The sequence below is a fragment of the Salmonella sp. A29-2 genome (assembly GCF_020150755.1).
Lineage (GTDB): Bacteria > Pseudomonadota > Gammaproteobacteria > Enterobacterales > Enterobacteriaceae > Salmonella > Salmonella enterica.
In genome coordinates, this window is the sequence record NZ_CP083731.1 from 4336859 (window position 1) to 4350065 (window position 13207).

The 13207-nt window shown below is 50.4% G+C and carries 15 protein-coding genes and 4 pseudogenes; 8 read left to right on the plus strand and 11 right to left on the minus strand.

The features are described from left to right. Positions 1–9: 9 nt before the first annotated feature. From faeD to K8W53_RS21175, 3 genes are read right to left on the minus strand one after another with little or no spacing between them, the layout of a single operon-like run. Positions 10–2448, minus strand: a complete 2439-nt coding sequence (faeD, locus tag K8W53_RS21165; protein WP_023224120.1) for a F4 (K88) fimbrial usher FaeD — start codon at positions 2446–2448, stop codon at positions 10–12. Between the two features lie 9 nt (positions 2449–2457). After that, positions 2458–2997, minus strand: a complete 540-nt coding sequence (locus K8W53_RS21170; protein ID WP_000721295.1) for a fimbrial protein — start codon at positions 2995–2997, stop codon at positions 2458–2460. Between the two features lie 34 nt (positions 2998–3031). Further along, a complete protein-coding gene (locus tag K8W53_RS21175; RefSeq protein ID WP_000773469.1) occupies positions 3032–3322 on the minus strand; it encodes a PapB/FocB family fimbrial expression transcriptional regulator in 291 nt (96 codons plus the stop codon). A 586-nt stretch (positions 3323–3908) separates the two neighbouring features. Here K8W53_RS21175 and K8W53_RS21180 point away from each other — a divergent pair. Then, the gene (locus K8W53_RS21180; protein ID WP_001112992.1) at positions 3909–4136 is read left to right on the plus strand and encodes a hypothetical protein; all 228 of its coding nucleotides are present in this window, start codon (positions 3909–3911) and stop codon (positions 4134–4136) included. Positions 4137–4410: 274 nt separating this feature from the next. Here the strand turns inward: K8W53_RS21180 and K8W53_RS21185 are convergent. The 3 genes and pseudogenes from K8W53_RS21185 to K8W53_RS21195 all read right to left on the minus strand — a co-directional run. Beyond that, positions 4411–4659, minus strand: a pseudogene (locus tag K8W53_RS21185) (IS481 family transposase); the annotation flags it as partial. Positions 4660–4873: 214 nt separating this feature from the next. Beyond that, on the minus strand, positions 4874–5365 hold the full coding sequence (locus tag K8W53_RS21190) for a GNAT family N-acetyltransferase (RefSeq protein ID WP_000625911.1): 492 nt from the start codon (positions 5363–5365) through the stop codon (positions 4874–4876). Further along, positions 5362–5655, minus strand: coding sequence for a DUF1778 domain-containing protein (locus tag K8W53_RS21195; RefSeq protein WP_001271379.1), 294 nt, complete (start codon positions 5653–5655; stop codon positions 5362–5364). The genes K8W53_RS21190 and K8W53_RS21195 overlap by 4 nt, the downstream gene beginning before the upstream one ends. 317 nt (positions 5656–5972) lie before the next feature. Between K8W53_RS21195 and K8W53_RS21200 the strand changes: the two genes are divergently transcribed. The 3 genes from K8W53_RS21200 to rtsB all read left to right on the plus strand — a co-directional run bounded on the left by K8W53_RS21200 (position 5973) and on the right by rtsB (position 7619). After that, positions 5973–6194 (plus strand): hypothetical protein, encoded by a 222-nt coding sequence (locus tag K8W53_RS21200; protein WP_052939504.1) that lies wholly within the window; start codon positions 5973–5975, stop codon positions 6192–6194. A gap of 265 nt (positions 6195–6459) precedes the next feature. Beyond that, positions 6460–7335, plus strand: coding sequence for an AraC family transcriptional regulator (locus K8W53_RS21205; RefSeq protein ID WP_023205266.1), 876 nt, complete (start codon positions 6460–6462; stop codon positions 7333–7335). Further along, a complete protein-coding gene (gene rtsB, locus K8W53_RS21210) occupies positions 7332–7619 on the plus strand; it encodes a transcriptional regulator RtsB (protein ID WP_072103482.1) in 288 nt (95 codons plus the stop codon). The genes K8W53_RS21205 and rtsB overlap by 4 nt, the downstream gene beginning before the upstream one ends. Here the strand turns inward: rtsB and K8W53_RS21215 are convergent. Continuing rightward, complete coding sequence (locus K8W53_RS21215) at positions 7612–7794, minus strand: ATP-binding cassette domain-containing protein (RefSeq protein ID WP_072106065.1); 183 nt, start codon at positions 7792–7794, stop codon at positions 7612–7614. The genes rtsB and K8W53_RS21215 overlap by 8 nt on opposite strands. Before the next feature lie 19 nt (positions 7795–7813). Here K8W53_RS21215 and K8W53_RS21220 point away from each other — a divergent pair. The 3 pseudogenes from K8W53_RS21220 to K8W53_RS21225 all read left to right on the plus strand — a co-directional run. Continuing rightward, a pseudogene (locus K8W53_RS21220) lies at positions 7814–7913 on the plus strand (hypothetical protein); the annotation flags it as partial. Further along, a pseudogene (locus tag K8W53_RS24075) lies at positions 7883–7981 on the plus strand (hypothetical protein); the annotation flags it as partial. The pseudogenes K8W53_RS21220 and K8W53_RS24075, both read left to right, overlap by 31 nt. Positions 7982–8017: 36 nt before the next feature. Next, positions 8018–8155, plus strand: a pseudogene (locus K8W53_RS21225) (hypothetical protein); the annotation flags it as partial. Positions 8156–8449: 294 nt separating this feature from the next. Here K8W53_RS21225 and K8W53_RS21230 read toward each other — a convergent pair. Next, the gene (locus K8W53_RS21230; RefSeq protein ID WP_001268192.1) at positions 8450–9355 is read right to left on the minus strand and encodes an SdiA-regulated domain-containing protein; all 906 of its coding nucleotides are present in this window, start codon (positions 9353–9355) and stop codon (positions 8450–8452) included. Positions 9356–9658: 303 nt separating this feature from the next. Here K8W53_RS21230 and K8W53_RS21235 point away from each other — a divergent pair, with 303 nt between their 5' ends. Further along, complete coding sequence (locus tag K8W53_RS21235; protein WP_058654954.1) at positions 9659–11059, plus strand: DUF1996 domain-containing protein; 1401 nt, start codon at positions 9659–9661, stop codon at positions 11057–11059. An 83-nt stretch (positions 11060–11142) separates the two neighbouring features. On the opposite strand, the gene K8W53_RS21240 is transcribed toward K8W53_RS21235, so the two are convergent. The 3 genes from K8W53_RS21240 to K8W53_RS21250 all read right to left on the minus strand — a co-directional run bounded on the left by K8W53_RS21240 (position 11143) and on the right by K8W53_RS21250 (position 13203). Then, the gene (locus K8W53_RS21240; RefSeq protein WP_017441231.1) at positions 11143–11736 is read right to left on the minus strand and encodes a molecular chaperone; all 594 of its coding nucleotides are present in this window, start codon (positions 11734–11736) and stop codon (positions 11143–11145) included. Between the two features lie 74 nt (positions 11737–11810). Continuing rightward, complete coding sequence (locus K8W53_RS21245; RefSeq protein ID WP_017441232.1) at positions 11811–12584, minus strand: dimethyl sulfoxide reductase anchor subunit family protein; 774 nt, start codon at positions 12582–12584, stop codon at positions 11811–11813. Beyond that, the gene (locus K8W53_RS21250) at positions 12577–13203 is read right to left on the minus strand and encodes a DMSO/selenate family reductase complex B subunit (protein WP_000816143.1); all 627 of its coding nucleotides are present in this window, start codon (positions 13201–13203) and stop codon (positions 12577–12579) included. The genes K8W53_RS21245 and K8W53_RS21250 overlap by 8 nt, the downstream gene beginning before the upstream one ends. Positions 13204–13207 lie beyond the last annotated feature (4 nt).

Genomic DNA, 13207 nt, shown 5'->3' on the forward strand with positions numbered 1-13207 from the left:
CGGTTATGCTTATTCGCACGTAATTTCCTGTAGTTTCGCCGTCTCCTGCAGTTTCGCCGCAGGTATCCGGCACTGTCCCAGCGTGATATCGCCGGGGCGGTCCACCGCGTTAATCATCAGCACGCCGTTGTTCGCCACAAAGCCCAGCGGCGTGTTATTGCTGTCCCGTGCCCACGTGCCGCCCGGCACAAAGGCCCCGTCCGGCATCCTCACCTGCAGCAGGTAACGGTGCACCTTCAGCGCATCAAACGGCATCCACACCACCGCGTTGTCCGTCGGCACCACCTTCCGGCTGGTCGTGGACAGCTCCGTGTCCAGCGGCAGCGTGCCCGCATCTATGGTCACCGTATTCCAGTCATAGCTGTTCAGCGGCACTACCAGGTTTCCGTCACTGTCCGACGTTTCATTGCCGGACATCACCTTCACCCCCGGCGTGTCCTTCACGCTCACCACCGCCACCGTGTCCCCGGTGGTCCGGCTGAACATGATGTCCCGCGCCGCCGGCACCGCCAGTACCGAACCGCTGGCTGACACCGAACCACTGGTGCCCGAACCGGACGAGTGGTTCACCGTGCCGTTCAGGTTCGCCCGGTCGCCGCTGTAGGCGGCGTTCAGGTAACTGCTGATACCGCCGTCACTGTCACGGCCGCCGCCCAGACCGTAGCTGAACCGGTCGTTCAGGGCCCCGGAGATACCGGTACTGACGCCGGTGCCGCCATCTTTACCGGTGCTCACCGTGGTGCTGCTGCTGTACTTCCGCTCAAACAGGGTGAACGGCACAGACACCGACGCGGAGGCCGACCAGGTGTTCTCCCCGTTCATGTTCCGGGACCCGGACCAGCCCAGATTCAGGCTGACGCTTTTTATCTGTGTGCTCAGGGTACCGGTAATTCCTGTCTCCTTACCGTTGTCATCAGCGTACCGGTAACTGCCGGTCGTGGAGGCCGGGTAATAGCTCCGCTGCCATCCCGACGCCGACAGGCTGAACAGCCCTCCCACCGGCTGGCTGATGCCCGCATTCCACTCATCCCGGGTCCGGCGCCCCTGGTTCTGCTGCAGCCATGTTTCAGCCGGGTTAAAGGAGGACATGTCCTCATATTCCTCACTCTGATGTGACCAGCTCACCCGCAGTCCGGTGTTCGTCAGCGCCAGCTGTTTGCTCCAGGCCAGTTTCACCTTATTCCCGCTGCGGCTGCCGTCCCGGTACTTCGCCGTGGCATAAGCGCCGTCAGCGGAGAGCGCCCCCAGATACCCCAGCCCCAGAACCGCACCGGCACTGGCGCCCTGCCAGTCCTGGTTGAACACGCCCCCCGTGCGCAGCGTCAGCCCGTCCAGACCATATCCGTATGACGCGGCAAACACCCCGCCCTCCAGGTCGCTGTCGTCGTCCGGTATCCCGGCCGCCACGCTGAACTCGTGCTGCCCCGGACTCAGCTGCCCGGCCATTACCGACAGCGGGAAGACCTGCGTCTGCACCCGCCCGTCATCCCCGGTGACGGTCATCGTCACGTCCCCGCTGCTGTACAGCGGCACATCCGTGACGGAGAACGGCCCGGACGGCATCATCCCCGAGTACAGCATCCTGCCGTTCTGGGTCAGGGTCACCCTTGAGGGACCGTTCGCAATGCCGCTGAACACCGGGGTATACCCCAGGTTGCCCGGCTTCATGCTGTTGTTCCGCGACAGGGACACCCCGTACGTGCCGGTACTGCCCAGCAGGCTGTCACCGGTCGAGGTCTTCCCGACCGCCAGGTCCGCACTCAGGGAGCGGATGGCCCGGGTGGCCGTGAACATGTTTATCGTGGCCTCGTTGCTCCCGCCATCCCCGGTGCTGGCCGTGGCTGACGAGCTCACCACCCAGCGACCGATGTTGGCCTTCAGGTCTGCTGAGCCGAACGCCGACGTGTTGTACCGCCCGCTGTTGGCGTTCGCGTTGTAGTTCATCCGGAACGCCTCCGTGCCGTAGTCCCACTCCACGTTCTCCGGCATTTTCACCAGTCCTTTCTGCGGAATGGCCAGCGACAGGCTCTGGGTGGCGACATCAAAGTCCACCTTCACCGCCGGCGCTTTCGCCAGCACCCAGCACTGCCGCGTGGCGTCATATCCCTTACGGAAGTACTCCGCGCTGACATAAATCCCGGCCTTTGCCAGCCACGCTTCTGACAGACACAGCGCTTCGCTGTCCTGTGGTGTTACGTCCAGGATCCGCTTCCCGATATCCTTCCCGTTCAGGGACAGGTCCACCAGGTAGCGCCCCGGCGCATAATCTCCGTTCAGCGCCGCCCAGACCTCAGGGTTAATCCCCGCCCCGCCCTGAATAAAGGACATGTCCAGTTTCTCTCCGGCACTTGCGGTACCGCTGCCCAGGGCAACCGCTATCGCAAATGCCAGCACGGCATGGCGAAAAGACATCTGGCAGGCTGGCTGTCTTACGTTATTCCCGTTCATCAGCATTCCTTACTGGTAGGTGACCACAAAGGTCAGGGCGCCGTTGTACTCACCCGCCTTCACGTCCGCCGGAAACACCGGCTGCGCACGAAACCGGAACTGCCCCTTCGCGGCAAAATCCACCGGGTACTTCACCTCATGATTTGCCTGCGTGATGCGCCCCCGGAAGTCCGCCTGCGTATCCGCGGCCCGCACATCGATACGGATACCGTCGCCGGCGCCACGGGTGACCACACCCTGTCCGTCCAGCTGGCCCGGGTTGCCGAAATTCAGGGTGGCGATCTGCCCGGCCAGAAAGGCCGAACAGCCCTGAACGGTGGCGCCGGTCTCATACAGACGCACGGTGAAATCACGCGGCGGCACGGGTGCAGCGGACGACTTACGGTATGTCCCGAACGTCAGACGGCTGCTGCCGGTACCGTCAGCATCCACCACCACATGACAGGCAGAGGCCACCACATCAGCACTGAACAGGGTTTTCTGAACGGAAGCGTGAGAAAGCCCGCCCCCTGCCAGCAGCAGAAGGAAAAGTATCTTTATTTTTTTCATCGCAAATCCGGAGCAGACGGTTCAGTCTGCTTTATCATTCATGATGGCTGTAATAACCCGCCAGTTTATGCACATTCCTGCTGATAAAATTCAGCCGGTTAACACTGGTGCTGAGATACCCGCCACTCATACCGTGGCGTTCGCACACAACCTTTCTGGAATACCCGGAAACGAAATAATCTTTCAGGGCCAGAATAATCTTTTCACTGTGTATCGGGGATATATCAACAAGTAGCCAGAACTGCTCTTCGGACACTGCCCCCGGTTCGAGTTCCCCGGCCCTCACTATCCTGACGCCGGAAAATGATTTTTTATTCAGTTTCAACGGAACTTCCTTCCTTAACTTTTCCTTAACCTTCCCGGCAAGGAAAACATGTAAAGGGAAGATAACTAATCTTTTCGCTTATTATATTTAAGAGATTAATGCTGAAAAGGCCATTTTTAACGATCTTTTAATCCATATCAAAGCCAATATGTAACACTAAAAACCAAAAAACAAACAAATAATAGATTAATACACCATAAAATAGCATTAAGCCAATACAAAAGATCGCCAAATAACCAGTCCACCATGCATTCCACTCCATTAAAAAATAAAGAATTAATTAACCAGAATCAAAAACAGAAAATAATAACGAAAAAGACAGAACTTCATGTAATAAAACTGAATATCACGATATAAAATACATTTAAATCAAATGGATACACAGCAACCTCGCAGCACTTAAAAAAGACGTTGATTTATAGTTAAGCCGGAATCGACCGCAAACAAAGAGGTTTCCCAGCCCCGAACAAGTACCGCAGGATATTATTCACCACGCAAGTATCTTCCTGTTTTTCAACAAAACGCAAAACAGTAACCGAGAATTAAAGGGCCCGATGAACAGGGTATATAAAATACAGAACCATTAATGCCGGATAAAAACAACGTTCAGAAAACAGGCTGGGAGAGTATTAAATTATGTTCAGATATTAAAAAAAGGGAAATAAATAAAAAAAACGGACATGGTTGCCGTAATAAAATAACATCCGTTCCATTCTTAAACATGGATCAGGTGGAAGAAGGGAAGGTGTTTACACACAGAGAAAACGTTCAGTCAGCAGATAAACAACCCGCAATGCCTGACTGCTGGAGCTAAAAGAGTCTCTCCGGGTTAATACATAATTAAACAACAGACAGTGTAATTTTCGACAGGAAAGGAATGATCAGGGGAGATATAACACGGCTCCGATAACGGTCAGGTGCAGGACACAAAGTTGCGCAAACCAGCGGCCACCGGGCAGCAGACCTGACAGCATCATCACGCCCCCGGACGGGATATTGAGCAGCAGGACAGACATCGTCAGTCTGGCGGCAGCCATCATCTTCGGACATCCGATCGTCAAAAAGAACAGAACACACAGTCTGGCCGAGAATGTCTGCTGGTAAATACGCCCAACGCCTTTCAGGTTGCCAACATAGAATATGTCCTGTGACCCCAGATAACCGGGATGCGCCGTTTCGATTTCTCCACACGCCTCGTCGTCACTGGCTCTACGCTCCAGCGCTTTCAGGCGCTTTTTGAAGTTCTCAAGGTTATGGCGAAACCAAACAGAACGGACACCGCTTCCGGAGATAAAGACTCTCTGTTTACGTAACTCATTACTGGTTCTGTGCTGACCTCGCTGCTGCATAATAACAAGCGATAACTCTTATAAGTAACGTAGGACCAGGGTGTGTTTCGTAACTATTTTTTGTACAACTTGACGCTGCATATCGACGAAAACCCACTTAATTTGATGGAAAATGTTCAAAACTGAATTCGTTTTTTATTTCAGGGGCAATTTTCATCCGTAACTTGAAGTGTCTGTGAGGTTAATGGATGCGTTCTGGAGTTTAAACACTCTCCACCAAATCCCCCAACGTCACCATCAACATCATCGGATCCATCGGCGATGGTTCAAACCCCACCCGCTGGTAAAATTCCCGCGCTTCATCCGACAGGGCGTGAACCAGCATCCCGCGAATGCCGATAGTCTCCGCCACCTGAATAACCCGCAGCCCTGCGTCGCGTACCAGCGCCCGACCAACGCCCTGCCCATGAAGCGATTTATCCACCGCCAGACGCCCCAATACCACAATCGGAATCGGGTCAGGCATATTGCGACGAAAGCGACCGGGGGCGGTATTCGTCGTGACCGCGCTGGACGCCAGCGAGTAATAGGCCAGTACGTTCGAATCGCTGCCACAACACACAAAGGTACGGGACGCACCAGTGGTCTGATTTTTCATCGCCCGCTGTTTCAGCCAGTTATCCATAGAATCCACACCGCAGCAAAACGGAGTAAGAATATGTCCGGCATGAAGCGGCTCAGGGGAGGAGATCATTTTTCCTGCTCCCACGGCGCAGGGGTCTGCATGGTTTTACGCAGTGCGGCATTAGGTGAAGGTGTTTGATCCAAACGAGCCAGAAATTCCTGATAAGCCTGTGGATCGGCCATAATGATGCGTTGTTCGATCAGCGCTTCCTCTGCGGCAGCGCGGGCAGCTTCCAGCACAAAGTCTGTGCGGTTTTTCCCTCTGGCTTTCGCCGCCCGATCGATAAGATCGCGCTCGGCGGGTTTGATACGCAGGTTCAGGGTTTCGCGTTTCATCGCCATACTGTTTGCGGCTGACATAGTGTTGTCCTCTTGTACTTCTGCGGATATTAAGTATACAACACGCGTAACGCAGATGTCATTACGATAAATTTAGAAGGAATAGAACCGGAGTATCGAACCGAAAGGTTTTCTACTCATTTAGAGATTCAGGACCAGGCTGTGCGCTGGCATTCGCTGTGAGTGATTCCTCCTCGGGGCCGACGCAGCAAAAGATTCAATACTGCCGCGCCAAAACACGCAACATTATACAATCCAGAAAGCATAAACCTAACGGATACGCACAGTAAGAACCTCAATAACGTGTTATACCGTTTTTCATAAAGCCAACCATTCGATTGAATGCTTCCCCTCCCCTAAAACTTCCGGATATCGCTACGCCATCTACCCGCCGCCGTATATATTTACCGCGTTGTATGCCTTTCCTGGCCGAGAGCGTTAATATTTACCTCCAGGATAAACCTTATCACAAATTAACATCAGATCTTAGACCTCATGCTAACCACCCCCATGAAATTAAAGAGCTATTCTCTAAAAGATTAAAGGCAATTATTACTTAATTCAAATTTTAAAGAGATAAATTGATAATAACATGAGCCAATTCTTGTAAATTTCCATCTTTTTTTTATACGCGACATAGTTTTTTAACGATACTATAATATGTAGAAATGCAATATAAAATAGCATTTTCCATAGAAAATGAAAAGATCGCCACCTGATACCTTAAGTTCGCAAATAATTATATAGCTATATATTAGTTTTCTTTTGAAATATTTTTCAGAATAATTTTTGATTTACACGCACATTTAATAAAAGGAAATTATCATGCTAAAAGTATTTAATCCCTCACCTGTCCAGGTGGGGAGCATTGAATGTTTACAATCAGCGCAAAACTGGCAGAGGAAATCCTTATCACTCCAGGGATTAAATTTACTGCAGTCCGTACTCATCAAGCTCACCACGGGTAAAATTTCAATTACGACATCGTCCGGGGAGTATATTACGGCATCAGGGCCAATGTTAATATTTTTAGCTAAAGATCAAACTATTCATATCACTATGGAAGAGACTCATGAACAGTTAAATTATAATTTAATTGAATTAGATTCAGCGTCAATAAAAAATGCTTATAATTTTTTTCTGTATGAACATGCAGACTTTTCGGCCCCATTAACAAAACCGATGACAAAACATCTGTTAGCGCCAATAGAAACAGGCGTAGCAAGAGTATTCAACCTCTTACACTCTTCAAATAAAAGCCAAAAACTATCCCAAGATAAAAAGGAATATTTAATAAGATTTCTACTTTCAGAATTCATCTATGAACCCGAAGCATTTGCTCTCTTCAGAGAACTATCGCAAAATACATTAGCCGAAAACATCTATAATATTATTATAAGCGACATAAGTCGAAAATGGGCGCTCAAGGATATTTCTGACTCACTCTATATGAGTTGCTCCACATTAAAAAGGAAATTGAAACAAGAGCACACCTCATTCAGCGAAGTTTATCTTAATGCGCGAATGAATAAAGCGACAAAACTTCTACGCAATAGTGAATATAATATTACTCGAGTGGCTTATATGTGTGGTTATGATAGTGCTTCTTATTTTACATGCGTTTTTAAAAAACATTTCAAAACTACACCATCGGAATTTTTAGCGTTTTTATCTTCCTCTCGTCATCAATATGTTAATTGAGATATCTGACAATGCAGTATAAGAACAAAGCAAAACATATTAATATAAGAGATGGGATTCTGTTGCTCGCTAAAAAATTCGATCTAACATTGAGCGAGAAAAAAGTTATTTATTACGTGGCAGCAGGATTATCTGTTAAAAGTTGCTCAAATTTATTAGATCGAAATATAAAAACGATTTCAACACAAAAGAGATCAGCCTATAAAAAAATGGATATTACTACTGATGTTGAATTAATGCATTTGATGCTGAATGAGTTTTACATATCAGTCGATATTACGTAATTTTTCCTAAAATGTTGCCAGAGTGGTAGGCAAGGCAATTCTGGCTATCATCTTCAGAGATCGGTGTGATATCAAAATTGTATAATTTAACTGTTCCCGTATAGCAATGACTGGAATTTGATAGTGCTTTGATTAAAGAAGATTTACCTGAACCTGATGTACCGATAATACCCATAAAATCTCCGGGAACAGCAGTGAATGAAAGCTGTTCAATCAGTGTTCGTTCCGCAAACGCTATGGGGTAATTCTTCGCTGTCTATCGGCTGGCTGACGAGCGACTCTACTCCGCCAGTGTTGATAACGATACCGGTAACTGGCATGTTTCTGTTCCGCAATCCGCTATTCTGTCGGGGGCGAATCAGTACACCATAACGGCCACCGATCCCGCCGGTAATAGCGCCACAGCCAGTGGAACATTTACAGGCACATCGCCGACGGAAAACCCGGTTAACAAGAGTTCCGGCGTAGATGAAATGATTTCGCTTAGCGAGGCGACATGGCATTCGGTAAGTGTTGATGAAGAATATTATGCCTGATAACTAAACATCACCCTGCGAGGTCTCTTCGGAGGCCTCCTGAAAAAAACAGAGTAATATTTATTGTCTGTTAATTATTACATGGAGAGTTAATTTATAAAAAAAAGCGGCAGACTACGCTGCCGCAAATATGAGGAGGACAATTACCGTTACGCTACACCACAAAGTAATCCGTTACTGAGGTAAGTAAAACATAAATATCCCCAACAATGAATCAACGAATCAAGCAATCGTCAAATCATGGTATTAATAACCTTGTTCTGTTTTAGCATACTGTGACAGTAAAAATAGATTTTAGTCATTCTGTATATCACACGAAAATTTATAAAACAGATTTGGTTCACTCACAATATACAAATTATTTTCATTATCCATGGCTATCCCTTCTGGTTGGGGGATATCGTCTCTGAGCCCTGACCACTCCGCCGTCAGGAACAATCGATCGCGCACCCGCCACTCGGAACTGACCTCAAGGATCATTTTTGACTCGTCCGACAACACCAGCAGCGAATCCGTTGGGGCATGGTATTCAAGTCCGGAGACATCGCTCACACTTGCAGTGATGGCAGAAGGCAACGCTCTGGTGATACCATTTTTGCTCATCTCTACTTCTTTGATCATTATGGGTTTTCTTTCTTTTGCGGCATATAATCTCTCATTTTTCGCATCCCATGCCGTACCTTCCAGCCCTTTATTTTTTGCTTTGTCATAGCCCTCAAGCTTCACCATGGAGATTATCTGCATGGTACCGCGCTGAATATCCACCTGTGTTTTATAGACCGCGCCATCTTTCTCACTGCCTATCTGGAACTGGTTACCCCCACTCCATGCAATAGACTCCGGGTCGTGGATGCCCTGCAGCGGCATCCGCCCTACCAGCTGCCCTTCTGTCGTTAACCAGACCAGTTCAGGGGGATTATTAATAACGGCGAAAAGCATCCTGTCTTCGGCGGAGTAGGTCAAACCTGAAAGGTTATTCTTAACTCCTGCGACTGGTTTTTGCTGAATAACCGCTTTATAGCTACTCAGTGCCAGCGCCGAGGGTTTATCACCATATTTGAGGATCAGTTGATAAACATAGCGTATATCGTCCCTGACCATAAATAAAATCACGCCCAAGAGTACAACCACAATAACGCGTTTTAGTAATCTCATAAAAAATCCATAGCAGATCGCGTCACGACTGATGTCGTAACGCATTTCTTAAAAATAAAGCCGATGTCCGATAGAATCGTTATTCGGTTATGGCGAGCGCCATTAGCATAGGCAAAATGAAATAGTGAGGGTTATCACAAAAAGCCCGATTTTAATCACTAACGTACCCTTTTTGTAAATTGACATAATCAAGAGGAGGGTAGTTTCGGCTAATTATTTAAATAGTACGTCTGCAAATTCGCCCCTGTATGCAGGGCAAATGACAAAAAGTGATAATTAATGAGATGTAACACCGCAATCTGATCTGCTATTGCTGCTCCCACTTCTATTCAACCGGGCAGCAAAAAAATGAAACTCAACCTTATTACCGTCAGCCTGGCTACGCTCGTTGCCGCTGGCGCATTCCCGGCCCATGCCGGTCCTCAGGCACATGTCGTGTGCGGCTATCACCACACGCTGGGCGATGACGCGATTATGATGTTTGGTAAAGCGAATCAGGCGATGTGGCATGACTTTTTTGGCAACACCCACACCGACGCGGTCTCTACCTACCAGACGTTGCGCGCGCAACCCGATACCACCTGTGATAATAAAGCCGACAGCTCCGCTTACTGGGCGCCGTCCATGAAATTACCTGATGGTGAAATCGTAAATCCGGCCTACCAAAAGACCTATTATCAATCCACAAATGTAGCGCAATATCCGCTCCATCCATTCCCGGCCGGGCTGGAGTTACTGGCAGGCGATCATCACGGTACTGGCCCCAGTTCCGCAATCACCTTTTTATGTGCCAACGGCAAAGGTTACACCAACAAGATAGGCGAAATATGCGGCCTACGTAAAGCGGGCGATGCCGTCCAGTTTAATATCGGGATCGCTTTCCCCAACTGTTGGGATGGCGTCAACCTGAAACCAACCCATAGCCACAATAACGCTATCTATGCCGACCACGGGAAATGTTCCGCAGACTATCCGGTCAAAATCCCGACGGTTAATATGAACATCGCCTGGGTACTCCCGCAGATCTCCTCGCTGGATACGTCCAAAGTGGAATTGTCGATGGACCCGGTAATGCATGGCGAAACCCGGGAAGAGCGCTGGGGAAGTCTTTATACCGCCCATGCCGATTTTATGAATGGCTGGACGGAAGATGGCGCGCAGTTTATGACGGATCTGTGTATGAATCAGGGACTGGATTGCGGCACTACGGTTCCTTACGCCTACAGTAAAGCGGAAGAAAATACCTGGGTAAGTAGCGAAGACGACAAGCCTCATGCCAGCGTCGATACCTTGTACGTACAGGATGACTGGACAAATGGCGGACGCACGCAGCACCCGGAAACGCTCACGCTGGTGAAATTTAAGATCCCGCCCCTGCCTGCCAATATGGACGCTTCGCTATTCAAATACCGTATTCGCCTTTTTGGCGGCAAAACGGAAACGAACGGCGCCGATCAAATTTTCTTTTACCCGACCAGCAGTGACTGGCACGTCAGTACCGTGTCCTGGAACAATAAACCGGCGATCAACTACCGTTCCGATGCCGTGTTATATCTGGACCATTCACATGAGTATCGCATGGTTGATGTCGATAAAGCGGTGCGCAAAGCGCTGGCGGAAGGGAAAACGGAAATATCCTGGTATATCGGCGGCGACCGTCAGGGAAATCACTACGACTTCACGCCAGCGGACTCAAAACAGAGCCTGGTGCTGATGCTGACCGGTTTCAAAAAGACGCCGGAGCTGTAATAGTAAACTGTGCCCGCTGACGCAACAGCGGGCACGATGGCGGCACAAGTATTACGGCACGCCATCAAAACCCGACCAATACCTCAAAAAAACAACCGTTTATTCTCAGGCTGTAGTCCCTGTTGCTGCTGAACATCCTGCAGATAACAGGTCGCTACGACGGCAAGCCGGGCATAGAAGGCGCTAACGGTATTGCGTTGCAGCAATTCCAGATAGCGGAATCCCCAGGGCAGCAGATGCGCCTCCAGTAACCGGTTGGCCGCCACGTTGTCGCCTCGTGCCAGCAGATCGCTACAGGCTAATAGCATCAGGCCAAACTGATCTTCCGGCTCGCGTTCACGGTCAGTGAATACCATTCCCTGCGACTGTAAAAAAGCTCGATAATCGGCGGTGGTTTCCCCCATCAGCAAATTATCTTTTTCCAGATAGACCGATCCCCAGGGCGGGACGGGCATCTTTCCCTGGCCTTCAAACAACACAGAAAATTGCCATGTAAGCGCATCATCATCCGGTAGCGACCATGACGCACACAGTGATTCAATAGGTCCGCGATCGCGCCAGGGGTAAAGCTCAGGCAACGTTGGCAAACAACCGAACAACGCTTTCACCTCCGGCCTCGCAGGGGAGTAGTAAAACAGTGCGCCGAGGATACGCGGCAAAACAGCACGGGAAAGCATAGCAATAGCTCCTGAAATATCTCGCCTGATGACGCTACGCTGATCAGGCTTACATGGCATAAGCCGGGCAAAAACTACATTGGCAGCGTCCACAGATTGTAAAACGCAATCCTACCCGCCAACTCCGCCGCGATAACCACCACAGCCGTCATGGCCAGCACCGCAGCGCTCGATTTCAGGCGCGCGCAGACCACCACCCCGACCACGCCCGCCGCCAGCAATACCGCCTGGGCGGTAAACCAGCTATGCTGCGCGGCGGTCAGGGCGCTATCGGCGCTCATCAGCGTCGCCATATAGCCCGGGCGCAGACAAAAGCTCACCAAAATCGCCAACACGCTGACCAGTAGCCCCAGACGGCGCACGCCAAACAGTGCCGCCAACGCGCCGCCGCCAATCAACGGCGTCAATATCATCATTGCCGTGGTGTAAGATGAACGCCAGGTCGCCACCGTCGGCAGTTGGTAAATCTGCGGAACGGCGTATAAGAAGACTACTCCGACTATCGCCGCCAACCAGACCAACGCGTTACACAGCGGCGTCGCCCGGTTCAGCAACAAACCGAGCGCCCCCAGCCCGCCGAGCGCCGCAAAAGCCGCCGACAAGACAATCTCGTTACTCATCGGCGAATGTCCGACGCGCAGCAGCATATTCAGCGCACGCAGCGGTTGCCCGACGTGGAAGGTGCCGACAATGACGCCCAGCCCAAACAGGCACATCACCGAGAACAGACCAATAGCCTTACGCCGCGGCGCGACCAGCCCCATTGCGCCGCCAATCAGCAGCAGAATAAACGCGCCGACCGCGCTCTGGGTAAAGACCGTAAAAAAGACCAGCGGTAACTCATGCATGGCGCACCTCCCGAATGTTCATGATTGCGCCTTCCGTATCACCTGTGGGTCTCGCTTTCGGATGCGGTTTAATAATGAGGTTAGGATGGGTGAACGACGCCGAAGGCAGCGGCGCAATTTGATTCTCCGTGCCATATTTTGCCCGTAATTCATCGACAGGGCCAAAATCCAGCGCTCGCTGCGGGCAAGAATCCACACAAATAGGGCGCAGATTGTTCTCCAGTCGGTCAAGACAACCGTCGCATTTACGCATCACGTTCGCCTGCGTATCAAACTGCGGCGCGCCGTAGGGGCAACGCATTTCACAATAGCGACAGCCGACGCATACGCTGTCATCCACCACGACCAGACCATCTTCTTTGCGTTTATGCATCGCCCCGGTCGGACAGCCGGAGACACATACCGGCTCATCGCAATGGTTACAAGCAATAGAGAGGTAGTAGGTAAAGGTGTCGTGATGCCAGCTTTCCCCCTCTTTCACCCAGCTTCCGCCGCCATATTCATAGACGCGGCGCAGTTTCGGACCGACATCCAGATCTTTATTATCCTTGCAGCTTACCTGGCAGGTTTTACAGCCTGAACAGCGCGAGGAGTCAACATAAAAGCCATACTGTTTCATCGTA